The organism is Cellulomonas fimi, from assembly GCF_028527925.1.
Lineage (GTDB): Bacteria > Actinomycetota > Actinomycetes > Actinomycetales > Cellulomonadaceae > Cellulomonas > Cellulomonas fimi_C.
Genome location: NZ_JAPESW010000054.1, coordinates 1 through 24,166, shown reverse-complemented (window position 1 = coordinate 24,166; position 24,166 = coordinate 1). Strand labels below are relative to the sequence as shown.

At 75.3% G+C, this 24,166-nt stretch carries 18 protein-coding genes and 1 rRNA gene; 5 read left to right on the top strand and 14 right to left on the bottom strand.

Annotation, left to right across the window (positions count from 1 at the left end; genetic code table 11):
• The first annotated feature begins 111 nt into the window (after positions 1-111).
• From OMK64_RS17560 to OMK64_RS17550, 3 genes are all read left to right on the top strand, one after another.
• On the top strand, positions 112-1,032 hold the full coding sequence (locus tag OMK64_RS17560) for a COX15/CtaA family protein (protein WP_272729652.1): 921 nt from the start codon (positions 112-114) through the stop codon (positions 1,030-1,032).
• A gap of 112 nt (positions 1,033-1,144) precedes the next feature.
• The gene (locus OMK64_RS17555) at positions 1,145-2,161 is read left to right on the top strand and encodes an efflux ABC transporter ATPase subunit, DrrA-related (RefSeq protein ID WP_272729651.1); all 1,017 of its coding nucleotides are present in this window, start codon (positions 1,145-1,147) and stop codon (positions 2,159-2,161) included.
• A complete protein-coding gene (locus OMK64_RS17550; protein WP_272729650.1) occupies positions 2,158-2,979 on the top strand; it encodes an ABC transporter permease in 822 nt (273 codons plus the stop codon). Before OMK64_RS17555 ends, OMK64_RS17550 begins: the two co-directional genes overlap by 4 nt.
• A gap of 62 nt (positions 2,980-3,041) precedes the next feature.
• On the opposite strand, the gene OMK64_RS17545 is transcribed toward OMK64_RS17550, so the two are convergent.
• The gene (locus OMK64_RS17545; RefSeq protein ID WP_272729649.1) at positions 3,042-6,398 is read right to left on the bottom strand and encodes an ATP-binding protein; all 3,357 of its coding nucleotides are present in this window, start codon (positions 6,396-6,398) and stop codon (positions 3,042-3,044) included.
• Positions 6,399-6,590: 192 nt separating this feature from the next.
• Here OMK64_RS17545 and OMK64_RS17540 point away from each other — a divergent pair, with 192 nt between their 5' ends.
• Both OMK64_RS17540 and OMK64_RS17535 read left to right on the top strand, forming a co-directional pair.
• On the top strand, positions 6,591-7,613 hold the full coding sequence (locus tag OMK64_RS17540) for an efflux ABC transporter ATPase subunit, DrrA-related (protein ID WP_272729648.1): 1,023 nt from the start codon (positions 6,591-6,593) through the stop codon (positions 7,611-7,613).
• Positions 7,613-8,425 carry an ABC transporter permease gene (locus OMK64_RS17535; RefSeq protein WP_272729647.1) on the top strand — a complete coding sequence of 271 codons (813 nt, stop codon included), beginning with the start codon at positions 7,613-7,615 and terminating at the stop codon, positions 8,423-8,425. The genes OMK64_RS17540 and OMK64_RS17535 overlap by 1 nt, the downstream gene beginning before the upstream one ends.
• A 139-nt stretch (positions 8,426-8,564) precedes the next feature.
• Here OMK64_RS17535 and OMK64_RS17530 read toward each other — a convergent pair whose 3' ends face one another.
• The 13 genes from OMK64_RS17530 to rrf all read right to left on the bottom strand — a co-directional run.
• Positions 8,565-9,179 carry an NUDIX domain-containing protein gene (locus tag OMK64_RS17530; protein WP_272729646.1) on the bottom strand — a complete coding sequence of 205 codons (615 nt, stop codon included), beginning with the start codon at positions 9,177-9,179 and terminating at the stop codon, positions 8,565-8,567.
• The gene (gene pyrG / locus OMK64_RS17525) at positions 9,179-10,849 is read right to left on the bottom strand and encodes a CTP synthase (protein ID WP_272729645.1); all 1,671 of its coding nucleotides are present in this window, start codon (positions 10,847-10,849) and stop codon (positions 9,179-9,181) included. Before pyrG ends, OMK64_RS17530 begins: the two co-directional genes overlap by 1 nt.
• Before the next feature lie 74 nt (positions 10,850-10,923).
• Positions 10,924-12,591, bottom strand: coding sequence for a murein biosynthesis integral membrane protein MurJ (gene murJ / locus OMK64_RS17520; RefSeq protein WP_272729644.1), 1,668 nt, complete (start codon positions 12,589-12,591; stop codon positions 10,924-10,926).
• Positions 12,588-13,601 carry a hypothetical protein gene (locus OMK64_RS17515; protein ID WP_272729643.1) on the bottom strand — a complete coding sequence of 338 codons (1,014 nt, stop codon included), beginning with the start codon at positions 13,599-13,601 and terminating at the stop codon, positions 12,588-12,590. The genes murJ and OMK64_RS17515 overlap by 4 nt, the downstream gene beginning before the upstream one ends.
• Complete coding sequence (locus OMK64_RS17510) at positions 13,598-14,626, bottom strand: copper transporter (protein ID WP_272729642.1); 1,029 nt, start codon at positions 14,624-14,626, stop codon at positions 13,598-13,600. The genes OMK64_RS17515 and OMK64_RS17510 overlap by 4 nt, the downstream gene beginning before the upstream one ends.
• 118 nt (positions 14,627-14,744) lie before the next feature.
• The gene (gene steA / locus OMK64_RS17505; RefSeq protein WP_124344518.1) at positions 14,745-15,932 is read right to left on the bottom strand and encodes a putative cytokinetic ring protein SteA; all 1,188 of its coding nucleotides are present in this window, start codon (positions 15,930-15,932) and stop codon (positions 14,745-14,747) included.
• Positions 15,933-15,938: 6 nt separating this feature from the next.
• Positions 15,939-17,675 carry a DNA repair protein RecN gene (recN, locus tag OMK64_RS17500; RefSeq protein WP_272729641.1) on the bottom strand — a complete coding sequence of 579 codons (1,737 nt, stop codon included), beginning with the start codon at positions 17,673-17,675 and terminating at the stop codon, positions 15,939-15,941.
• Position 17,676: 1 nt separating this feature from the next.
• A complete protein-coding gene (locus OMK64_RS17495) occupies positions 17,677-18,555 on the bottom strand; it encodes an NAD kinase (protein ID WP_272729640.1) in 879 nt (292 codons plus the stop codon).
• The gene (locus OMK64_RS17490; protein WP_272729639.1) at positions 18,552-19,406 is read right to left on the bottom strand and encodes a TlyA family RNA methyltransferase; all 855 of its coding nucleotides are present in this window, start codon (positions 19,404-19,406) and stop codon (positions 18,552-18,554) included. The genes OMK64_RS17495 and OMK64_RS17490 overlap by 4 nt, the downstream gene beginning before the upstream one ends.
• A gap of 6 nt (positions 19,407-19,412) precedes the next feature.
• On the bottom strand, positions 19,413-19,589 hold the full coding sequence (locus OMK64_RS17485) for a hypothetical protein (protein ID WP_272729638.1): 177 nt from the start codon (positions 19,587-19,589) through the stop codon (positions 19,413-19,415).
• Positions 19,590-20,058: 469 nt separating this feature from the next.
• Entirely contained in the window at positions 20,059-21,099 is a 1,041-nt protein-coding gene (locus tag OMK64_RS17480) for an HAD-IIA family hydrolase (RefSeq protein WP_272729637.1), read from the bottom strand.
• Positions 21,096-22,259, bottom strand: a complete 1,164-nt coding sequence (locus OMK64_RS17475) for a tetratricopeptide repeat protein (protein ID WP_272729636.1) — start codon at positions 22,257-22,259, stop codon at positions 21,096-21,098. The genes OMK64_RS17480 and OMK64_RS17475 overlap by 4 nt, the downstream gene beginning before the upstream one ends.
• Positions 22,260-24,088: 1,829 nt before the next feature.
• Positions 24,089-24,166: ribosomal RNA gene (rrf, locus tag OMK64_RS21280) — 5S ribosomal RNA — on the bottom strand; the annotation flags it as partial.

Genomic DNA, 24,166 nt, shown 5'->3' with positions numbered 1-24,166 from the left:
GGGGGCAGCACGCCGTGCAGCCGCGTCTCGCGCATCGCCTCGCCGAGCGCGCCCGACGGCAGCAGCAGCGCGATGTGCTCGAGCGGGCCGGGCAGGCTGCTCGCAGGCACGATGACGCCGCCCGCGATCGTCGCGAACCTCGTCGGGCAGATCGTCATCGTCGGCACCGGCGGCGCCGTGCGGCTCACCGGGTCGGGGCTCGGCTGCTCGACCTGGCCGCAGTGCGAGCCCGGCGAGTTCACGCCCCGGTTCCACGAGGCGACCTCGATCCACCCGTTCATCGAGTTCGGCAACCGGACCATCACCGGCGTGCTCGGCATCCTCGCGATCGTCGTCGCGCTGCTCGTCTTCTCCGACCGCAGCCGCTCCGCCGCGTACCGCTGGCTCGGCCTCGCGCCGCTCGCCGGCGTCGCGGTGCAGGCCGTCGTCGGCGGCATCACCGTGCTCGTCGACCTGCACCCCGCGATCGTCGGCGGTCACCTGCTCATCTCGATGGCGCTCATCGCCGCGTCGACGTGGCTGCTCGTGCGGTCCGCCGAGGGCGACGCACGACCCGAGCCTCTGGTCGACCGCACGACGTACGGCCTGCGCTGGCTGCTCGCCGCGCTCACCGTCGTCGTGCTCGTGCTGGGGGTCGTCGTCACCGGCGCCGGGCCGCACTCGGGCGACGAGGAGGTCGGCTACCGGTTCGCGGTCGACCCCTACGCGATGGCACGCGTGCACGCGGCGTCGGTCTGGCTCTTCGTCGCGGTGCTCGCCGTCATGCTGTGGCGGGTCCTGCGGTCGCACGTCGGCGGTCGGCCGCGCACAGTCGGCCTCGTGCTGCTCGGCGTGACGCTCGGGCAAGGGCTGATCGGGTACGTCCAGCTCTTCACGGGTCTCCCGATCGCGCTGGTCAACCTGCACATGGTGGGGGCGGCACTGCTCGCCGCGGGCGTCGTGTCGTTCTGCGGCACGCTCCGCACGCGCGGACCGGCGCCCGTCGTCCCGGGCGCCGGGGCCCCTGCGGCGGCACCGCTGACGGCGGTCTGACAGCGGACCGACAGCGGCCCGACAGCGGCCCGACGGCCCGCGCGACGCGCTGACAGCGGGCTGACAGCGGGGTCCGCCCACCCTGGTCACGACAACGACCAGGGAGGACACCATGACCCATCACACCTGGGCCATCGAGGCCGAGGGCCTCGTCAAGACGTTCGGCGAGCAGCGCGCCGTCGACGGCGTCGACCTCACCGTCCGGACCGGCACCGTCTACGGCGTGCTGGGACCGAACGGTGCGGGCAAGACGACGACGATCCGCATGCTCGCCACGCTCCTGCGCCCCGACGCCGGCACCGCCCGCGTGTTCGGGCGCGACGTGGCCCGTGAGCCGCACGTCGTGCGCCAGCTCATCGGCGTGACCGGCCAGTACGCGTCGGTCGACGAGACCCTGAGCGCGACCGAGAACCTCGTGCTCTTCTCGCGCCTGCACGGCCTGTCCCGTTCCGCCGCCCGCACCAAGTCGGCCGACCTGCTGGAGCGGTTCGGCCTCACGGAGGCCGCGAACAAGCCGCTGCGCAACTTCTCCGGCGGCATGCGGCGCCGCCTCGACCTCGCGGCGAGCCTCATCGCGCAGCCGCCGCTCATCTTCCTCGACGAGCCGACCACGGGCCTCGACCCGCGGACCCGCGCGCAGATGTGGGACACGATCCGCGAGCTCGTCGCGACCGGCTCGACCGTGCTGCTCACGACGCAGTACCTCGACGAGGCCGACCAGCTCGCCGACCGCATCGCGGTCATCGACCGTGGCCGCGTCGTCGCCGAGGGCACCGCCGACGAGCTCAAGTCGGCCGTCGGCACCCAGTCGCTGCAGCTGCGCCTCGCCGACCCGGGCCAGGTGCTCGCGGCCGCGGCGACGATCCGCGACCGGTTCCGCGTCGAGCCGACCGTCTCCCCCGAGGCGGCGCGCCTGACGCTCCCGCTGGACGACCCCGCCGCAGTGACCGACCTGCTCGTGCTGCTGCGCGAGCGCGGTCTCGCCGTCGACGAGCTGTCCATGCAGAAGCCCTCGCTCGACGAGGTCTTCCTCACGCTCACCGGCCACCCGGCCGAGGCGTCCGACGACGCGGACTCCTCCGCGCCCGAGCACGCGGCCGACGCCGCAGGAACGACGGTGAACGCATGAGCGCCACGACCCTGTCCCCCACCACCCGCGTCCCGGCCGACCTCGCGCACACCGTGTCGTGGCCCGTCGCGGTCAAGCAGTCGCTCACCATGGCGTGGCGCGGGCTGCTCAAGGTCCGCCGCACGCCCGAGCAGCTGTTCGACGTGACCCTGCAGCCGATCATCTTCACGCTCATGTTCACGTACATCTTCGGCGGGGCGATCTCCGGCAGCGTGCGCGACTACCTGCCGATCATCATCCCGGGCATCCTCGTCCAGACGGTCCTGACGACCTCGGTCGTCACCGGGGTCCAGCTCCGTGAGGACATGGACAAGGGCGTGTTCGACCGCTTCAAGTCGCTGCCGATCGCGCGCGTCGCACCGCTCGCCGGCGCGCTCGTCGCGGACGCGGTCCGGTACCTCATCGCGACGACCCTGACGTTCACGATGGGCTACGTCATGGGCTACCGGCCCGGCGGTGGGATCGGCGGCGTCGTGCTCGCGGGCCTGCTCGTCATCCTGTGCTCGTGGTCGCTCAGCTGGATCTTCGCGTTCTTCGGCGTCGTCGGCCGCACCGCGTCGTCGGTGCAGGGCATCTCGTTCCTGGTGCTCTTCCCGCTGACGTTCCTCTCGAACGCCTTCGTCGACCCGTCGACGATGCCGCGCCCGCTCCAGGTGTTCGCCGAGGCCAACCCCGTGTCGCACCTCGTCACGGCCGTGCGCGAGCTCGCCAACACGGCGACTGTGACGCACGAGGTCGGTCTTGCTCTGCTGGGCTCCGCGGTCGTGGTCGCGGTCTTCGCGCCGCTCGCGGTCAGGGCGTACATGCGCAAGGCCTGAGCGCAGGACGACGGACGCCCCGGGAACCGCTCCCCGGGGCGTCCGTCGTGCGTGCGCGCCCGTCAGCGCCAGAGGGCGTCGACGAGGGCCAGCGCCCGCGCCGCGGCGTGTCGACGGCCGACGGCCCGCGCCCGCGCACGTGCCGCATCCACGCGGTCCGACCCCAGCAGCTCCCGAGCCCGCGCCTCGAGCGGCGCCCGGTGCAGCATCGGCAGGTCCTGGCGCGAGCCCAGCAGCTCGGCAAGGAAGAAGAGCTCGAGCCCGTCGTCGACCCGGCTGCCGCCGTCCACGACCGCCCACGCGGCCGTGCCGAGACCGACGGCCGCCGTGCCGAGGACGGGGTGGTCGACCGCGTCGGCCGCGCGCACGAGCTGCCACTCGTGCACGTGCCGCGCGAGGGCGGGTGCCGGGGCGCTCGGAGCGGGCCGACCCTCGCGGGCGGCTTCCGGTGCGAGCACGAGGCGGGCGATCCAGCCGACCGTGATCATGATGAACCACGGCGACGTCCGCTCTCCGCCGCCGTCGGGCCCGAACGCGTCGTACGCGGTGCGCAGGTGGTCGAGCGCGGCGCCGACGTCACCCTCGGCGGCCGCGATCTCGCCGCGTCCGGCCTGCTCGAGGGCCGCGAGCTCGGACGACTGCCAGGTGGTGCGGCCCGTGCGGCCCGACGCGGCGACCTCGGCGAGCGCGTCGCACCGGTCGCGGGCCGTCGCCAGGTCCCCGGCCCCCACCGACGCGGCGAGCTCGAGCCAGGCGACCTGGTGCAGCTCCTCCTCGGCGACCAGGCGGCCCATCCCGGTGCGCGCCACCGACACCCACCGCAGCGCCTCCTGGGCGAGCCCTTCCTCGGCCGCGAGCTGGGCGAGGAACGACGCGTTGTTCGCCTCCGCCCAGACGTCACCCCGGGCGACGCCGAGCACGTACGCCTCCTCGATCCACCGACGTGCGACCTCGAGCCGGCCCGAGTTCTCCGCGAGCTGCGCCGACAGCATGTGGCCCATCATCGCGAGGTACGTGTCGGTCGACCGCCGGAGGTCCGCGAGCTCGCGCGCCATCCCGGCGACCGACCCCGCGAGCGCGAGCCCCGCGAACGCACGCGTCCGGGGACCCAGCTGCGACCCGAGCTCGCGCACGACGAGCCGCAGGCGCGCGAGCGCGCGAGCCGTGCTCCCGGCGTCCCCGAAGATGCCCATCGCGGCGAGCTCGGTGAGCGCGAGCGCCGTCGCGTCGGCGTGCCGCGGCTCGACCCGCCACCCGTGCGTGCCCGCGAGCAGGTCGAGGCCGAGACCGAAGACCTGCTCGTGCGCACCTCGCAGGCTCCAGTACCCCGTGAGAGCGACGTACAGCGTGTAGGCCTCGCCCGACAGGCCACGGTCGAGCGCCGTGCGGAACGCCAGCAGCAGGTTGTCCTGCTCGCGGCGCAGCGCGCGCATGGCCGCGGGCTGGTCGCCGTCGACGAGCGCGGGGGACCAGCGGGCGGCGAACGCGAGGGCCCACGCGAGCATCGCGTCCAGGGCGGCGTCGTGCTCGCCCGCCTCGGTGAGGCGCAGCTGGCCGAACTCGCGGACCGTCTCCAGCATGCGGTACCGGACGACCGGCTCGTCGTCGCCCTCGCCGCGGTCCTCCACGACGCTGCACAGGGACTGGAGCACGAGGCCGTCGAGCGCGTCGAGCACGTCCCAGTCGTCGTCGGTGCCGACTCCGTCGTCGGTGACGGCCGTCGCGGTCGCCAGCCGGCCGAGCGTCGCGGCCGCGTCGAGGTCGAACCCGTCGGGCAGCAGGGACAGGCGTCGCAGCACGCGCTGCTGGTCGTCGTCCAGCAGGTGCCAGCTCCAGTCGATGACCGCCTCGAGCGTGCGGTGCCGGTCAGGCGCGAGACGGTCCCCCGACCGCAGCAGCGCGAACCGGGCGACGAGGCGACGCTCGACCTCCTCGACCGTCATGGTGCGCACCCGCGCAGCGGCGAGCTCGATCGCGAGCGGCAGCCCGTCGAGCCGCGTCGCGATGCGCGCCACGACGTCGACCGGCAGCGCGACCCCCGGCCGGGCGGCGCGCGCGCGTTCGCGGAACAGCTCGACGGCGGCGCCGTGACCGCCGTCGACCGGCAGCGGCGCGAGCGGGTGCACGCGCTCCCCCGCGACGAGGAGCGGCGTGCGGCTCGTCGTGAGGACCCGCAGGCCCGGCACGGCGGCGAGCAGCGCGTCCGCGCACTGGGCGGCCCCGGCGACGACGTGCTCGCAGTTGTCGAGCACGAGCAGGGTGGGGACCTCCCCCAGCCGCTCGGCGATCCGGCCGGTGGCGTCGGGCGTCGGCGGGAGCCGGTCACCGAGCCGCGCGCTGCGTGCCCCGTGCGCGAGGCCGAGCGCCGAGGCGATCGCGGTCTCGACGTCGACGTCGGAGCGCACGCCCGCGAGCTCGACGACGACGACCCACGCGTCGTCCTGGGCACGCCGGCCCACCTCCTGCGCGAGGGTCGTCTTGCCGAGGCCGCCCGTGCCGAGCACGGTGACGAGGCGGGCGTCCGCCCAGGCTGCGTCGACCGCCGCGAGGTCGTCGGCGCGTCCCAGCAGCGCGTGCCGCGGCGCGCGCAGACCCACCGGGTGCCGCGCGGGCACGCGTCGCGACGAGCTCCTCCCGCCGTCCCCCGCCGGCGGCGGCACGGCCGCCGACGTCCCGAGCGACGCGTCCACGGCCCCGGCGAGCAGCTGCTCGTTGAGGGCGACCAGGTCGGCCCGCGGGTCGGCGCCGAGCTCGTCGGCCAGGACGTCGCGGAGCCGCGCGAACGTGCGCAGCGCGTCGGTGGTGCGGCCCGCCGCGGCCTGGACGCGCATGAGACGCAGCTGTGCGTCCTCGTCGGCCGGCGCGGAGCCGGCCGCCGTGGCGGCGAGGTCGAGCGCCTCCTCGGGCCGGCCGAGCGCGAGCAGCGCCTCCACCTCGACGGCCGCGAGCGCGTCCCGCGCGGAGCGGGCCGCGTCGGCGAGCGCGTCCGCGAGGCCCAGCGCGGCGTCCGCGACGTCCGGCCCCGCCGTGCCACGCCACAGCGACGTCGCCTCGCGCACCGCCGCGAGCGCCGCCCGGGGGTCACGCGCGAGCAGCACGCGGGCGTCGGCGGACGCCCGCCGGACGACCGACAGGTCCGACGTCCCGCCGAGCCGGTACCCACCGTCCTGCGACTCGACGACCTGCGCGCTCGCCGCGGCGCGCGTGCGCGACACGACGGTCTGGAGCGCACCGCGGGGGTCGGCGGGCGGGTCGTCGGGCCACAGCTCGTCCGCGAGCGCGCGCCACGGCACGGTCGCACCGTCGGCGAGCGCGAGGGCGACCACGAGCGCGCGGGCGCGCGGCCCGCCCGGCGAGACGGAACGGTCGCCGGCGGCCACGAGCACGGGGCCCAGCACGGAGGCGACGACTGCGGGCACCGGACCACTCTAGGTCCGCAGGCGTGATCGCCGACCGCGCCACGACCGCGGTACGCGCGGCGTGACCTGGTCGGACGTCGGCACGGGCGGTGGTCGCCGACGCGCGTCCCGCGCACCGGCGGTCGCCGGCGCCTCGGCACGAACGGGATAAGCCGGGACGAATGTGGGCGGTGGTCCCTACGCTGCTGTGCCATGACCGACGCGATCACCGCCACCGGCCTGGTGAAGCGGTACAAGGACGTCACGGCGCTCGACGGCGTCGACCTCACCGTGCCGACCGGCTCGGTGCTCGGTCTGCTCGGCCCCAACGGGGCGGGCAAGACCACCATCGTCCGCATCCTCACGACGCTGCTGCACCCCGACGCGGGCTCGGCGACGGTCGCGGGCGTGGACGTGCGGACCCACCCCCGCGAGGTGCGTCGCCGCATCGGCCTGTCCGGCCAGTACGCCGCGGTCGACGAGTACCTCACGGGGTTCGAGAACCTCGACATGATCGGGCGGCTCTACCACCTCGGTGCGAAGAGGTCGCAGGCCCGGGCTCGCGAGCTGCTCGCGGCGTTCCGGCTGGAGGAGGCGGCCGACCGCCCCTCCAAGACGTACTCGGGCGGCATGCGGCGACGCCTCGACCTGGCGGGCGCACTCGTGGCCGACCCGCCCGTGATCTTCCTCGACGAGCCGACGACGGGCCTCGACCCGCGGGGCCGGGCCGACATGTGGGAGGTCATCCAGAACCTCGTCGAGGGCGGCACGACGCTGCTGCTCACGACGCAGTACCTGGAGGAGGCCGACCTGCTCGCGGACGAGATCGTGGTCATCGACCACGGACGCATCATCGCGCAGGGTACGTCCGACCAGCTCAAGCTGCAGGTGGGCGGCGAGCGCCTCGAGCTCACCGTGCGGGACCCGGCGCGGCTCGACGACGCACGTCGTCTCCTCGAGCCGCTCGGCGTCGGCGCGGCGACGGTGGACCACGGTCGACGGTCGCTGCTCATGCCCGTCGACGGCGGGCCGAGCGCCCTGACCGAGTCCCTGCGGGTGCTCGGCGACGCGGGCGTCACGCTCGACGACGTGGGCCTGCGGCGCCCGACCCTCGACGACGTGTTCCTCTCGCTCACCGGCCGACCGGCCGAGGAGGACGGCGACGGCCGACCGTCCGACGAGGAACCGCCTGCCGGGGTCACGACCGGTCTGCGACCGACCTCCGGAGGCGAGTGATGGCCACCCCGATCGTGCTCTCCGACGCCTACGTCGTCGCGAAGCGGAACATCATCAAGATCAAGCGGGTCCCCGACCTGCTCGTCTTCACCACGCTGTCGCCCATCATGTTCGTCCTGCTGTTCGCGTACGTGTTCGGCGGGGCGATCGCCGTCCCCGGCGGCGCGGACCCGAGCGCGTACCGCGAGTTCCTCATGGCGGGGATCTTCGCCCAGACGGTGATCTTCGGCGCCACCATCACGGGCGCCGGCCTCGCGGAGGACATCAAGAAGGGCATCATCGACCGCTTCCGCTCGCTGCCCATGGCACCGTCCGCCGTGCTCACGGGCCGCACGCTGTCGGACGTCGTGAACAACGTCCTCGTGCTCGTCGTCATGAGCCTCACCGGGCTGCTCGTGGGCTGGGGCATCCACAGCTCGGTCGCGGAGGCGGCCCTCGGGTTCCTGCTGCTCCTGGTGTTCGCCTACGCGATCTCGTGGGTGATGGCGTGGCTCGGCATGCTCGTCCCGAGCGTGGAGGTGTTCAACAACGCGACGTTCATCGTCATCTTCCCGCTGACGTTCGTCGCCAACACGTTCGTGCCCCTGGACACGCTGCCCGCCCCGTTGCAGACGTTCGCCGAGTGGAACCCGGTCTCCGCGGTGACCCAGGCGTCGCGCGAGCTGTTCGGCAACATCCCGCCGCAGGTCCCGGCGCCCGACTCGTGGCCGCTGCAGCACGCCGAGCTCTACACGCTCATCTGGGCGGGCATCTTCCTGCTCGTGTTCATCCCGCTCGCCAACCTGCAGTACCGCCGGTCGGCGAGCCGCTGACGGGAACGACGCGGCGCCGCCCCGGGCCGTGAGGTCCAGGGCGGCGCCGCGTCGTGCGTCAGGCCGCGCGTGCGTCACGCCGACCGCCCGTCGGGCGGGGTCGTGCGTCACGCCGGAGGCACGTCGGGCTGGCCGTGCGTCAGGCGGGTGACGCCTCGACGAGCGTCGACCAGTTCCGGGCGCGGGCAGCCGCGGCTGCCAGCACGCCGGAGACGGTCGTCGGGCTGTGCAGCCGGCCCGCGAGCACCGCGTCCACGGCCTCGTCGAGCGGGACCCACACGGGCACCATCGTCGCCTCCTCGTCGACCCGCTCGTAGCGGTCGGCGTCCGGCACGGGTGACAGGTCCCGCGCGAGGAACACGACGATGCGCTCGTCGGACCCGCCCGGGGAGGAGAAGAACTCCGTCAGCCGCCACCACGAGCCGGCGACGAGGTCGGCCTCCTCCGCGAGCTCGCGCGCCGCGGCGACGACGAGGTCCTCGCCCTCGACGTCGAGCAGACCGGCCGGCGGCTCCCACAGCTCGTGCCGCACCGGGTGCCGGTACTGCGACAGCAGCAGCACCCGGTCCTCGTCGTCGAGCGCGATGACGGCGACCGCGCCGGGGTGGTCGACGTACTCGCGCAGCACCTGGCTGTCCCCGAGGTCGACGACGTCACCCGCGAGGTCCCAGACCTTGCCGTGGTGGATGACCTCGTGCGAGACGACCGGCCGCGGGGCGTGCCGGTCCTCGACGGGACCCGTCGAGCCCGTCATCAGGCCTCGTCGGTGCGCTGCTCGAGGGCCGCGCCGACGAGCCCCGCGAAGAGCGGGTGCGCGCGCGTCGGCCGCGACTTGAACTCGGGGTGCGCCTGCGTCGCGACGAAGTACGGGTGCGTCTCGCGCGGGAGCTCGACGAACTCGACCAACGACGTGTCGGGCGAGACGCCGGAGATGACGAACCCGGCGTCCTCGAGCTTGTCGCGGTACGCGTTGTTCACCTCGTAGCGGTGCCGGTGCCGCTCGGACACCGTCTCGCTGCCGTACGCCTCCGCGACGACCGAACCCGGCGTGAGCCGGGCCTCGTACGCGCCGAGCCGCATCGTGCCGCCCAGGTCGCCGCCGCCGCCGACGATCGCGAGCTGCTCGGCCATCGTCGCGATCACCGGGTGCGCGGGGTTCTCGTCGAACTCGGACGACGACGCGCCCTCGAGTCCAAGCACGTTGCGCGAGTACTCGATGACCATGCACTGCAGGCCCAGGCAGATGCCGAGCGTCGGCACCCGGTTCTCGCGCGCCCAGCGCAGCGCGCCGAGCTTGCCCTCGATGCCGCGCACGCCGAACCCGCCGGGCACGAGCACCGCGTCGACACCCTCGAGCGCGAGGCGCGCACCCTCGGGCGTCTGGCAGTCGTCGGACCGGACCCAGCGGATCACGACGCGCGCGTCGTGGTGGAACCCACCGGCGCGCAGCGCCTCGGTGACGGACAGGTAGGCGTCGGGCAGGTCGATGTACTTGCCGACGAGTGCGACCTCGACCTGGTGCGCGGGCTGGTGCACGCGGTGCAGCAGCTCGTCCCACCCGGACCAGTCGACGTCGCGGAACGGCAGGCCGAGGCGCTGCACGACGTACGCGTCGAGCCCCTCCGAGTGCAGCACGCGCGGGATGTCGTAGATGCTCGGCGCGTCCTTCGCCGTGACGACGCCCTCGACGTCGACGTCGCAGAACAGCGCGATCTTGCGCTTGGTGCCCTCGGGCACGTCGCGGTCCGCCCGCAGGACGATGGCGTCGGGCTGGATGCCGATGCTGCGCAGCGCGGCGACCGAGTGCTGCGTCGGCTTCGTCTTGAGCTCGCCCGACGGGCCGATGTACGGCAGCAGCGAGACGTGCAGGAAGAAGACGTTGGAGCGGCCGAGGTCGTGGCGCACCTGGCGCGCGGCCTCGAGGAACGGCAGCGACTCGATGTCGCCGACGGTGCCGCCGATCTCCGTGATGATGACGTCGACGTCGTCGCTCGCCTGCGACCGCATGCGGTTCTTGATCTCGTCGGTGATGTGCGGGATGACCTGCACGGTGTCGCCGAGGTACTCGCCGCGCCGCTCCTTGGCGATGACCTGCGAGTAGACCTGGCCGGTCGTCACGTTGGCGGAGCCGACGAGGTCGACGTCGAGGAACCGCTCGTAGTGTCCGACGTCGAGGTCCGTCTCGGCGCCGTCCTCGGTCACGAAGACCTCGCCGTGCTGGAACGGGTTCATCGTCCCGGGGTCGACGTTGAGGTACGGGTCGAGCTTCTGCATCGTGACCCGGAGGCCGCGGGAGCGGAGGAGGCGGCCGAGGCTCGAAGCCGTCAGACCCTTGCCGAGGGAGGAGGCGACGCCCCCGGTGACGAAGATGTGCCGGGTCGTGGAGTCCGACCGCCCGGAGAGTCGATGCGCGCGCTCTGTCACGGGCTTCCAATCTACCCGACGCGGCGGTCGGTCTGGTCAGGCGCGCGGGGTGAGTCCCGCCACGCGGGCGAGTCTCAGTCGGCGGGATCCGGGACCGTCGGCGCGGCGGCCGCGGCGGGGACGGGCGTGCGCTCGACGCGCGCCACGTCGGTGAGCGTGCGGCGGTCGAGGACGGCGAGCGCTCCGCCGAGCACCACGAGCGCGACCACGGCGCCTCCCGCGGCGGCGCCCACGGCCGCCCACGCGTCGTGCCCCACGAGCGAGGTGACGGTGTCGACCACCCAGCGCCCGGCGAGCGCCGCGACGACACCGGCGACGACGACGACGGCCAGCGTGCGCGCGAGGCCGGCGACGGCGGGCCGACCGGCGGCTCGTGCGAGGGCGACGACCGCCGCGGTGCCGCCGACGAGCATCCCGACGCTGCCCGCGACGGCGACGGCGGCGAGCGTGCGGGCGAGGTCCTTGCCCTCCGGCACGAGCACGACGGCGAGCACGACCGACCCGACGGCGGCGGTGGCCCACCCGACCACGTTCGCGGTCACGGCGGCTCGGCCGCGTTCGAGCGCGTAGAGGGCGCGCGAGACGTGGAACAGGACGGCGAACCCGACGAGCCCCGGCATCATGAGCGTGATCGTCGGCGCCATCGCCGCGATGCCCGCCCGGTCCTGACCGATGACGCCGAAGACGTCGGCGACCGCGGGTGCGGCGGCGGTGACGGCCGCCGCGCCGACGCCCGCGGCGGCGACGACCGCGCGCGTGGTCGCGGACGCCATCGACGCGTACTCCGTGAGCCGCTTCTCGGCCGCACGCGCGGCGAGCCGCGGGAACGTCGACGTCGCGAGCGGCACGACGAGCACCGCGTACGGCAGCAGGTAGACCTGCTGCGACCAGACGAAGAGCGAGAACGTCCCGTCGCCGCCGCGCCACGACGACACGAGCATGACGACGAGCGTGGTGAGCTGCTGCGCCACGAGCGACCCGACCCCCGCGAACGCGAGCGCGGCGAAGGGCCGGGCGACGCCCGCGGGGAACCGCAGCGTCGGACGCAGCCGCACGCCCAGGCGGTGCACGGGCCAGAACATCGGCAGCGCCATGACCGCCACGCCGGCGGTCGTGCCCCAGGCGAGCACCGTGAGCGCCGCGTCGCCCGCGGCCGCAGGGTCGTTGCGCTCGCCGCCCGCGAGGTGCCCGTACGTCGCGTACACGGCGATGACGACCACGGACGACATGACCGGGGCGAACGCCGGCCAGAAGAACCGCTTGTGGGCCTGCAGCACGGCGTACAGGAGGACCGCGACGCCGTAGAGCGGCACCTGCACCGCGAAGACCGTGACGAAGTACCGCAGCAGCTCGCGCTGCGCGTCGGGGAGGTTCGGCCAGACGGCGGCGATCGGACCCGCGAGCGCGGCGAGCAGCGCACCCAGCGGCACCAGGACGGCGAGCGTCCACCCGAGCGCGGCCGACGCGACCGCGTCGACGTCCGCACGCAGGTTCTTCGCGACCGGCAGTGCCAGGAGCGGCACGAGCGCACCCGCGAGCGCACCGCCGGCGGCGGCCTCGAACAGCACGTTCGGGAGCAGGTTCGCCGAGTTGTAGGTGCTGCCGATCGCGCCGACGCCGAAGGCGCTCGCCTGCACGAGGTAGCGACCGAACCCGAGCACGCGGCTCAGCACGGTGATCGCGGCGATCATCGCCGCGGCACCGCCGAGCCCGCCGAGGACCCGGCGAGCGGTCGGGCTCACGCCGGTCCGGTCGCTGGCGCCGTGCCCCCGCCCGTCCCGCGCGAGCCGTCGTCCGACGACCCGGCGCCGGGCGCGGTGCCCGGCCGACCGGGGCCGTCCGTCGGCTCGGCGTCGGGCACGTCGTCGGGCGCGGTGGGCGCCGGGACCGTGACCGCCGGCCGCCGGCCCCAGGCGTCGATCTCGCGCAGCACGGGTGTGCGCTCGATGACCTGCGTGAAGCTCACCTTCTCGCTCGCGAGCGTCAGGGCCGTCACGACGCCGAGCGCCGCCCACCGCACGCGACGCGGTGCGGCGAGCACGAGAGCCGTGCCGAGCGTCGCGCCCAGGGCGTTCGCGCCTCCGTCGCCGAGCATGTCGTGCTCGGCGAGATCCTGCTCCCCCGCGGCGCCGGCCGTGCCGAGCACACCCGCCGCGGCACCGGCCCCCGCGCCGCCCGCGAGGGCGAGCGGCGCCGCGACGAGCGACGCCGCCTTGAGCGCCCGGCCGGGTCGCAGGTCCAGCAGGTTGAGGAGGTTCGCGCTGGCCGCCACGAGGGCGCCCGACACGGCGACGTCGGTGACCCAGCCGGCTGCGGAGCGACGACCGCCGGCCGCGTCCCGCACCGGCGTCGCGACCGCCGCGGCGACGAGCGACGCCGCGCCGATCCCCAGCACCTTGAGGCCGCCGGTCGTGAGCTCGCCGCGGGACAGCGCGCCGAGGTGACCGCGCAGGCCCTTGCGCCGGACCTCGGTGTCCTCGGTGAGGTCGTCGATCACGCCGAACGCGGCGCCGGCACCGGTCGCCACCGTGAGCGCGACCGCGGCGCGCGCCGACGGCGCCCCGACGAGCCCGCCCGCGAGCAGGCCCGCGGCGACGGCGGGGCCCTCGAGCATGCTCACGGGCTCGCCCCGGTGGTTGGTGCGAGTCCACCGCGCGGCGCCGCCGGGCGGGCTCATGTCGAGCACCCCCCGGACGACCGCCGTGACGCCGCCCGCGACGACGGCCGCGGCGGCGCGTCGCAGCACGCTCACCCCTGCGTCCCCTCGGTGCCGGCGCCCGCGTCCGCGGTCGCGGGCGTGCGGTCGACCGGCGGCAGGGCCACGGCGTCGGGCAGCGGCGTCTCCCCGTCACCGAAGCCGTAGTGCCCGTTGTCGCCGGAGATCCGCACCGCGAGCGCGAGCGGCGTCGAGACCTGACCGGTCACGAGCTGCGCGTCGGAGACGGTGGTCAGCGCGCCGGCGAGCTCGTCGTCCGCGAGGATCGCGTCCGTCAGGCTGCCGTCACCGCGCGGGCCGTCGGCGAGCACGGCGCCCTCCGACCGCTCCTGCGCGGCCGTGAGCACGGCGAGCCATGCGGCCTGCTCCTGCTCGGCCTGGTCAGGCTCGGCGGACGCGGTGTCGTCGTCCGCCCGCTGCGACGCCGCCAGCACGACGATCGCGTCCGCGGGCACCTCGACGGGGTCCTGCAGCGTGACGAGCGGGTAGTCGCCCCCCGACAGCAGCTCCAGCAGGAACGCCGAGTCGGACGCGAGCGTGTCGGGCGCCGCGGGGTCCGCGGCGACGAGGCCCTGGACGAGCGCGGCCGCGAGCTCCTCCTGCACGCCCGCACCGTCCGCCGGGGCGGGCGACAGGTACTGCACGAGCTGTCCGCCGAGCGCCTGCCGGAACGAGTCGAGGCCGGCGTCGGTCCAGGCGTCGTTCAGCGTGACGTGCGCCGTCACCGTCGCACCGGCCTGGGCGAACCGCTCGTCGACCGCCGTCCGCACGGACTCGTCGACCTCGCCGAGCGCGACGACCGCGACGCGACGGTCGGTCAGCGACCCCTCGAGCAGGCGCGGCCCGGCGGCGTCGATGTACGTGACGGCGTGGCCGAGGTCGTCCGACGCGCTGTCGAGCTGCGCGCGGAGCTCGTCCTTCTCGGTGCGCAGCTGCTGCACCTGGCCCGTGAGCGTGTCGCCGATGGTCTCCTTGAGCGGCCCGGCGCCGAGCGCGATGCCGACCGCGAGCGCCAGGAACACGGAGATCAGCGAGACGATGTGGTAGCGGAAGTCGATCACGGTGCGGCATCTCCGTCGGGGGCGGCGGCAGGCGTCGCCGCGGCCGCGAGGCGGCGGGCGAGCGGGGCGGGGAGGGTCACGGGTCGCGGCGCGGGCGGGACGTGGACGCGCCGGAGCGTCACGACGACCCTCCGAACAGCGAGCCGATCCAGGACGTGACGTCGTCGATGCGCGCGCCGAGCAGGCCGAGCAGCGTCTGCCCCGCCGCCGTGGACGCGAGCGCGACGCCGAGCGCGAAGAGGCCCGCGAGGATGAGCAGCGCGACCTGCAGGTTCGAGATCCGGTGCTTGTAGAGGCGGGACACGCCCTTGGCGTCGACGAGCTTGCCGCCCACGCGCAGGCGCGTGAGGAACGTGCTCGCCATGCCCGACCGGCCCTTGTCGAGGAACTCGACGAGCGTCGCGTGCGTGCCGACCGCGACGATCAGCTCGGCGCCCTTGTCGTCGGCGAGCAGCATCGCGACGTCCTCGCTCGTCCCCGTCGCGGGGAAGACGACGTGCCGCACGCCGAGCTGCTCGACGCGCGCGAGACCGGGCGCGCGACCGTCGCGGTAGGCGTGCACGACGACCTCGGCACCGCACGTGAGCGCGCGGTCGGAGACGGAGTCCATGTCGCCGACGATCATGTCCGGCTTCCAGCCGGCGTCGAGGATCGCGTCGGCACCGCCGTCGACCCCGATGAGCACGGGCCGGTACTCGCGGATGTACGGGCGGAGGGTGACCAGGTCCTCCTTGTAGTGGTAGCCGCGCACCACGATGAGGACCTGGCGGCCGTCGATCTCGGTGTCGATGTCCGGGACGCCCACGCCGTCGAGCAGCAGCTCGCGCTCGCGCCGCAGGTAGTCCATGGTGTTCGCGGCGAACGACTCGAGCTGGACGGACAGCCCGGCGCGGGCCTCCTCCATGGTCGCCGCGACGGTCTGCGGCGTCTGCTCGACGCCCTCGGCGACGAGCGTCTCGCCGTCGTAGACGCAGCCGTCGACGACGCGCAGCTGGTGCCCCTCGGGGAGCGCCATGACGTCCGCGCCGAGGTCGTCGACCAGCGGCACACCGGCGGACACGAGGATCTCGGGCCCGAGGTTCGGGTACCGGCCCGACGTCGAGCGTGCGGCGTTGAGGACCGCCGCCGGCTGGCACGCGACGAGCGCCTCGGCGGAGACCCGGTCGAGGTCGAGGTGGTCGATGACGGCGACGTCACCCGGCCGCAGGCGCTTGGTGAGGGCCTTGGTCCGAGGGTCGACCCGGGCCGGACCGGCGATGACGCCGGCCTCGGGCGCGGGGGTCCGTCTGCGCAGGGAAGCTCTCATCGTCCCTCATCGTCCCACGGTCGAGAGCTCCAGGAGCTCGGCTGCGTGCGTGCGCGCCGCCTCGGAGTCGTCCTGGCCGGACAGCATGCGGGCGAGCTCGCGCACACGTGCCTCGTCTGTGACCAGACGCACATCCGACTCGGTGACGACGTCCACGCCGTCGGCCGTCGACTTGGTGACGACCAGGTGCCGGTCGGCGAACGCGGCGACCTGCGCGAGGTGCGTGACGACGAGCACCTGGGCGGACCGCGCGACGTCCGCGAGCCGGCGCCCGACCTCGATCGCCGCGCGCCCGCCGACACCCGCGTCGACCTCGTCGAAGACGAACGTGCCGGGTCGCGCCGCGCCCGAGTCGGGGGCCGTCGCGAGCGTGACCTCGATCGCGAGCATGACGCGCGACAGCTCACCGCCGGACGCGCCCTTGCCCAGCGGACGCGCGGGCGCACCGGCGTGCGGGACGAGCAGCATCTCGACGCGGTCCGCGCCGTACGGCCCGGGCTCGGCGGGCTCGACGGCCACCTGCAGCTCGGCACCGGCCATCGCGAGCCCCGACAGCTCCGCGGACACGGCCGCCGCCAGCCGGCTCGCGGCCTCCGTCCGGCCCTTCGTGAGGTCGGCGGCGAGCGCGGCGACCTCCTCGTCGAGCTCGTGCACGCGGGCCCGCAGGTCGTCGAGCCGCTGGTCGCCGCCGTCGAGGTCGAGGAGGCGTCGCCCGGCGTCCTCCGCCCAGGCGAGCACCTGCGCCACGTCGGAGCCGTAGCTGCGGGTGAGCTGCGCGAGCGCGGCGCGGCGCTGCTGGACGGCCTCGAGCCGTAGCGGGTCCGCCTGGAGGTCCTCCAGGTACGACGACAGCTCGGCGGCCACGTCGGCGAGCAGGTACCCCGCCTCCGCGACGCGTGTCGCCAGCGCGGCCAGGGCCTGGTCGTGCCCGCCGGCCTGCTCGAGCAGGCGCCTGGCGCGGTCGACCACCTCGGTCGCCGCGAGCGCGTCACCCGACGTGTCCGCCTCGCCCGCGAGCGCCTCGTGCGCCCCCGACGCGGCCGCCCGCAGGTCCTCCGCGTGCGACAGGCGGTCCGACTCCTCGGCGAGCGCCACGTCCTCGCCCGGCTGCGGGTCGACCCGCTCGACCTCCGCGAGCCCGAGGCGCAGCAGCTCCGCCTCCCGCGCGCGCTCCTGCGTGCGCCCGACCAGGTCGTCGAGCTCGTCGACCACCCGGGCACGTTCCGCCCAGGCCGCGCGGTACCGCGCGAGCGTGTCGCGGTGCGCCTCGCCGACGAACGCGTCGAGCGCCTCACGCTGGTGCGCGGGCGAGCGCAGGCGCGCCTGGTCGGCCTGCCCGTGCACCGTGACGAGCGCCTCGGCGAGGTCCGCGAGGACGGCCTGCGGCACCGACCGGCCCCCGACGTAGGCGCGCGACCGGCCGGCGACGCCGTCGGTCCCGGCACCGACCGTCCGCACCAGCAGCAGGCTGCCGTCGTCGTCGAGCTCCGCCCCCGCCTCGGCCGCGCGCGCGACCGCCGGGGCGTCGGCCGGGAGCAGCACCCGCCCCTCGACCGCGGCCGACGGCGCACCGCGACGCACGGTCGCCGGGTCCGCCTTGCCGCCGAGCAGCAGGGACAGCGCGGTGAGGACCATCGTCTTGCCCGCGCCCGTCTCGCCGGTCAGCACCGTGAGGCCGGGCCCGAGCTCGACGTGGGCCCGCGTGATGACGCCCAGGTTGTCGATCCGGATCTCCTCGATCACGTCACTCCCCCGTCCTGGCCGGGCCACCGCCCGCGGGCCGGCCGCGCCAGCCGCTCACGGGGAGCCCGAACTTGTGCACCAGCCGCGTCGTGAACGGCGCCAGGGTGAGACGTGCGAGCCGCACGGGCACGTCGCTGCGCGTGATCTCGACGCGGGCACCGCGCGGCACGTCGAGCTGCCGACGGCCGTCGCACGTCACGAGGCCGCGCGCCGACGACCGCTCGAGCACCTCGACCGCGAGGCGGCTGCGCGGTCCGACGACGAGCGGCCGTGCGAACAGCGCGTGCGCCGAGATCGGCACGAGGATCATGCCGTCGACGTCCGGCCACACCACCGGACCGCCCGCCGAGAAGGCGTGCGCGGTCGACCCGGTCGCGGTCGACGCGACGACGCCGTCGCAGCCGAACGACGACAGCGGGTGCCCGTCGACCTCGAGCATCACCTCGAGCATGCGCGACCGGTCGGCCTTCTCGATCGCGCACTCGTTGAGCGCCCAGCCCGAGCCCACCGTCCCGTCCGGGTGGAGCACGCGCACGTCGAGCGTCCCGCGCTCCTCGACCTCGAAGTCGCCCGCCGTCAGCCGGCGCACCGCCTCGCCGACGTCGTCCCGCTCGGCCTCCGCGAGGAAGCCGACGTGCCCGAGGTTCACCCCCAGGACGGGCACGTCCGTGCCGCGCGTGAGCTCGGCGGCCCGCAGGATCGTCCCGTCGCCGCCCAGCACGATCGCGAGCTCGAACGACGGCAGGTCGTCGGGAGTGCAGTCGTCGGGCGCGAGCACCGGCTCGACACCGGCGGCCTCCAGCTCACGGACGGCCTCCTGGGTCGCCGCGACCGCCTCCTCCCGACCGCCGTGCGTCACGACGAGCGCTCGTCTGGTCACGCCTCACCTCCGAGCGCCGCGCGCACGCGACGCAGCTCGATCCCGCCCTCGACCACGTCCACGACCGCCTGCCCCAGCGTGACGCCGTGCGGCTGGTCCGGCGCGTCACCGACGACCAGCCACAGGAAGTACTCGACGTTGCCGCTCGGCCCGGGCAGGACGCTGCGCGCGACCGCCCGCACCGCGAGCCCCGCACGCTGCGCGGCGCCCGCGACGTCGCGCACCGCCTGCGCCCGCAGCGCCGCGTCACGCACGACGCCACCCGACCCCAGCCGCTCGCGCCCCACCTCGAACTGCGGCTTCACCAGCACGACGAGGTCCGCACCGGGGGCGGCGACGCTCGCGAGCGCCGGCAGCACGAGCCCGAGCGAGATGAAGGACAGGTCCGCGACCACGACGTCCGGCGCCGGCACGACGTCGCCCGCGGCGAGCGAGCGCACGTTGACGCCCTCCCGCACCTCGACGCGTGGGTCGTCCCGCAGCGTCGTGACGAGCTGGTCGTGCCCGACGTCGACGGCGACGACCCGGCGTGCGCCGCGACGGAGCAGCACGTCGGTGAACCCGCCCGTGCTGGCCCCCGCGTCGAGGCACAGCGCACCGTCGACCCGCGGACCGTCCGCACCGAGCGCGTCCAGGACACCGGCGAGCTTGTGCGCGGCGCGCGACGCGTAGCCCGGGTCCGAGGGATCGGCCGCGACGTGCACCGCATCGGCCTCGGACACCTGCGCCGACGGACGCCGCACCGCGCGCCCGCCGACGGACACGCGTCCGGACGCGACGAGCTCTCCCGCCTGCGCGCGCGACCGCGCCAGCCCGCGCCGGACGAGCTCGCTGTCGAGACGTGCCGTCACGACCTCTCAGCCCTCCGCGTCCGCCAGGCGGTCCTGGAGCGCACCGTGCACGGCCTCGAAGACGGCGACGTGGTCACGCACCGGGGCGGCGTCGAGCCCGGCGAGACGCGTGAGCGCCTCGTCGACCTGGGCGTCCCCCGTCGTCGGGCCGTCGTACGACCCGACCGCGGACGTCTCGCTCACCGGTGTACCTCCTCGTGCGTTCCGACCGCCGCACGCTGACGGTCCCGACGGTCACGCCCTGCTCCGCGACCGCGCCCACGGTACCTGGCGAGGCCCACAGCGCGTCCCGACGCACCCACAGGCACGGAACTCCGACCCGAGCGCACCTCGAGAGCCGCCACTGCCACGTCAGCGCCGGCCGCCCACGGCAGCCACGACAGCCACGACAGCCACGACAGCCACGACAGCCACGACAGCCACGACAGCCACGACAGCCACGACAGCCACGACAGCCACGACCAGCGTGACCCGCGCCGCCCGCCCACGCTCCTCAGGACGCCCGCCGCGAGGCCACGTTCCTCAGGACGGCCGCCTCCCGATCAGCCAAGCCCGGCGACAGCGGCCCTCACTTGGCCGCGATGCAGGCCGCCGACGCCATGGGTGGACCCGCGCACCGCCAGGCGCCCGGGCCCGACGCCGAGACGCGGCCTCAGCGCTCGGGGGCGTCGACCTGCAGGTCGGGCACCGTCGCTGCGTCGAGCGTGCCTCCGCCGTCCACGGCGTCCCACGCGGCGGCGCACGCCGCCCGCACCAGGTCGAGCTGGGCGGCGGGCGACCCGGGCGCCGTCCGTCCCAGGTCCAGCGCACCGTCGACGACCCGGGCCGCGACGTCCCCGCACACCCACCACCCGTCGCCGTCCTGACGCGGCACCGGGTGCGGCTCGAGGAGGGTCAGCAGGTCGGCGCCGATGAGGTGCGGCCGCTCGGTCGGCGCCGCGAGGACGTCGTCGCGCGCGGTGCTCACACCGGTCAGCACGTGCAGCCCGACGTAGCCACCCGCCCGGGCCCCCGCGAGGTCGGTGTCGAGCCGGTCGCCGATGACGAGCGTCTCGCGCGCCCCCGCCCGGTCGACCGCCATCCGGTACATGGTCGGCGACGGCTTGCCCGCACTGTCCGGGACGACGCCCGTCGCGTTGCGCACCGCACCCACGAGCGAGCCGTTGCCGGGTGCGAACCCCCGTGCGGTCGGCAGGCTGAGGTCGAGGTTCGACGCGACGTGCCACGCACCGCGCTCGACCGCGTACGCCGCCTCCGCGAGCTGCGCCCAGCCGACGTCGGGCGCGAAGCCCTGTGCGACCGCGGCCGGGTCGTCGTCCGCCGACTCCACGACCACGAACCCGGCGGACCGCACGGCGGTGACGAGGCCGGCCCCGCCGACGACCAGCACCTTCGCGCCGGGCTCAAGCCGGGTGCGCAGGAGCTGTGCCGCCGCCTGGGCAGCCGTCATGACCTCGCCGGACCGGGTCGGGATGCCGAGCTCGGTGAGCTGGTCGGCGACCGACTCGGGCTCGCGGGACGCGTTGTTCGTGACGAAGACGAGCCGCATCCCGCGGGCACGCGCCGACGTCAGCCCCTCCGCCGCCCCGTCGATGGGCTCGTGCCCGCGGTACGCGACGCCGTCGAGGTCGACGAGCGCGAGGTCGAACCGGTCCGCGAGCGGCACGTCCGACCCGATGAGCCCCCCGCTCACGCGCCCTCCTCCTCGTCACGCGTCACGCCGTCGCGATCCACGACGCCGGCATCGGGCGCACCGTCGGACCCGTCGACGTCACCACCCGCCGGGTCGTCCGCGCCGGCGCCCCCCGACCCGTCGGCGCCACCCGGCTGCCCGACGTCGCCCGGCTTCTCGACGTCACCCGGCTGCTCGACGTCGCCCGGCTGGTCGACGTCGCCGTCGACCCGCCCGCGCCCGTCGCCCTCCGCGTCGACCACGTCGGCACGCTCACGCCCGGCACCCGCCGCGTCGGCGTCGTCGGCTCGCCCGAGCTCGTCGTCCCCGGCGAGCCCGTCGTCCCCGCTGAGCTCGTCGCCGACCTCGTCTACGCCGCCGAGCCCGTCGCCGCCGGCGAGCTCGTCATCAGCGTCGTCCAGGTCGTGGGCCGGGTCGAGGGCTGCACCAGCCTCGTCTGCCGCCGGACTGTCGGCGTCCGACCCTGCACCGTCGTCCTCCGCGTCGTCCACGTCGTCCAGGTCGAAGACGACGACCTCCTCGTCGACCTCCCCCGCGGCCTCGGCGAGCTCGGCGGCCGAGTACCGCGCCAGCAGCGCCGCAGCCTCGTCGGCCCGACCCGCGGCCTCGAGCGCCGTGGCCCGTGCCTGTGCCACACGGACGGCCAGCACACCGGTCGCCTGCTGCACCGCCGGGCTCGACAGCACCGCGACGGCCGCCTCCGACTGACCGAGGTCAAGTCGAGCACCGGACACGACGATCGCGAGCTCGATGCGACCGTCGGCGTCCAGCGTCTCCGCCTCCGGCTCGTTGGCCAGGGCGATCGCCCGCTCCGGCCGCCCGAGCCCACGCTCGCAGTCCGCCATGATCGGCAGGTGCTCGGACGAGCCGTTCAGACGACGCACGGTGCGCAGCTCGCGCAGCGCCTCCGCGAACCGCCCGGTCCGGTACGCCGCGAGCCCCGCAGCCTCCCGCACGACGTCGATCCGCCCGGCACGCCGCACGGCGGCCTGCGCGTGCTCGTACGCGAGCTCCGGGTCAGTGTCGAGCAGCTGCCCGACGACCACCAGGTGCCGGCCGACGCGCTCCGCGTTGTCCTTGGTCAGCGACCGCAGCCGCGCGCGCACCGACCGGTCGAGGTCGCCGAAGACCACGTCGTCCGGCACGGGCGGTGCCGGCACACGCTCGTCCTGCGGCGGCCGCGTCGCCCGCTGCTCGTCACCACGCACGTCGTCCTGACCGCGCGGCGATCCTCCGGGGCGCCGCGAACCACCGCCGCGGCCGGCATCGCCGTGCCGAGGACCACTGTCCCGCGACCACGCGCCACCCGTGCGTCCGGCCGAGCGCTCACCGCTCCGACCACCGGCACGCTCGCCCGAGAACGCACCGGCCCGATCACCCGAGTACCCGCGAGAGCGATCACCCGAGGCGACCGAGGAGTCGCCGCGACCACCGAACGACGGCCGCCCGCGGTCTCGCGCTCCGGGCGCTGCGGACCGCGGCCCGGACGACGAACGTCGCTCCGACGGCGAGGCCCCCGCACTCGAGCCGTCCCGACCGCTCCACGCCCGGTCACCGCTCCGTCCGGGACGCTCGCCGCGCGGCTCGGTCGGTCGCTCGAACCGGCGCTCGAACGAGCGGTCACCGCTCCGGCCGGCCTCACCACCGGTCGGGCCCGCGCCGCGACCTGCCCGATCCCCCGGGCGCTCACCGGCGACGCGCGGACGACCCTGACCGCCGCCACCGACCCGACCACCCGACCGGTCAACCGCCGGGCGCGCACCTCCGGACGTCCCACCGTCGGCACGTCCGTACGGACGGCGATCCGGCCCGGCCTCGCCCCGCTCACGCCAGCCGCCGCGCTCGGAACCCGGCGCGTATCGGCCGGTGCGCTGCTCGCTGGACCCACCACGCGAACCGCCGTCGCGCGGGTAGCCCGCCCGGCCTCCATCGCGCTGCTGCGGCCGACCACCGCTCGGACCGCGCCGCGAGTCGTCCCGCCGCGCGGAACCACCTCCGTCGCCACCGCGCGGGGCGCCGCCCGAGTACTCGCCGCGCAGCCCTCCACCGGAGAACCCACCCCGCGACCCTCCACCGGAGAACCCACCGCGCGACCCTCCACCGGAGGAGCCTGCGCGCGAGCGCTCGCCGGAGAACCCACCGCGCGAACCCTCGCCAGACGACGCGCGTCGCGAGCCCTCGGCGGAGGCCCCGCGAGAATCGCGAGAACCACCGGAGTACTCACCGCGCGAACGGTCGCGTGTGTCGCCACCGCGCGACCCACCGGTCGAGTACCCACCCCGCGGGCCCTCACCGGCACCAGTCCGACCCGGCCGCTGGGACCCGGTCCCCGTGGCGTCGCCGCGTCCCTGCCCTCGGGGGGCAGAGCTGCGCGCACCACCGCCGGCGAAACCCCCCGACCGGTCGGGTCGCTCGTCGAAGGACCGCGGACCCGATCGCCCACCGCCGCGAGGACCGCCGCCGGACTGGCTGTCGGCCCAGGACGAGCCACGCGCCGGCCGGTAGCCCTCGCCACGGTCGCGGCCCCCGGACGAGGAGCTCGAGCCCCCCGACGACGCTCGATAGCCACCGGACCTACGGTCGCCGGACCCACCGGACGTCGAACCGGACCGCCCGCTCCTCGAGGTCGGCTGACCTTCACCTGACGGCCCTCGACGCTCGGGCTGAGTGGACCGGTGATCGCTGTTCATGTGTGGCTCTCTCCTCGTCGCAAACGACCGCACCATGGTCTCATCCCGGAGGGTGCCGTCTCCCCTCGGCGTCATGACGCCCACGGCCTCGCGGCCGGCCGTACCTCCCAGCGCCGTCCGGGACGCCCAGGACCGGACGCCGCCGTCACGCGCGGAGCAGCTGACCGCAGTGACAGGACGCACCGACGCGCGACCAATACGCCACGGCCAAGCGGACCCGGCTCGGGGAAGAACGGCCGACAACATCGCCGGAAACAGAAAGAGCCACCCCATCGCTGGGGTGGCTCTTTCTGAATGGTGTCCGGCGGCGTCCTACTCTCCCACACCCTGGCGAGTGCAGTACCATCGGCGCTGAAGGGCTTAGCTTCCGGGTTCGG

What these genes read in the sequence shown, in the direction of transcription:
- OMK64_RS17560 (WP_272729652.1), top strand. Translation starts at nt 112, where the DNA reads ATGACGCCGCCCGCGATCGTCGCGAACCTCGTCGGGCAGATCGTCATC.
- OMK64_RS17555 (WP_272729651.1), top strand. Translation starts at nt 1,145, where the DNA reads ATGACCCATCACACCTGGGCCATCGAGGCCGAGGGCCTCGTCAAGACG.
- OMK64_RS17550 (WP_272729650.1), top strand. Translation starts at nt 2,158, where the DNA reads ATGAGCGCCACGACCCTGTCCCCCACCACCCGCGTCCCGGCCGACCTC.
- OMK64_RS17540 (WP_272729648.1), top strand. Translation starts at nt 6,591, where the DNA reads ATGACCGACGCGATCACCGCCACCGGCCTGGTGAAGCGGTACAAGGAC.
- OMK64_RS17535 (WP_272729647.1), top strand. Translation starts at nt 7,613, where the DNA reads ATGGCCACCCCGATCGTGCTCTCCGACGCCTACGTCGTCGCGAAGCGG.
- OMK64_RS17530 (WP_272729646.1), bottom strand. Translation starts at nt 9,179, where the DNA reads ATGACGGGCTCGACGGGTCCCGTCGAGGACCGGCACGCCCCGCGGCCG.
- steA (WP_124344518.1), bottom strand. Translation starts at nt 15,932, where the DNA reads ATGAGAGCTTCCCTGCGCAGACGGACCCCCGCGCCCGAGGCCGGCGTC.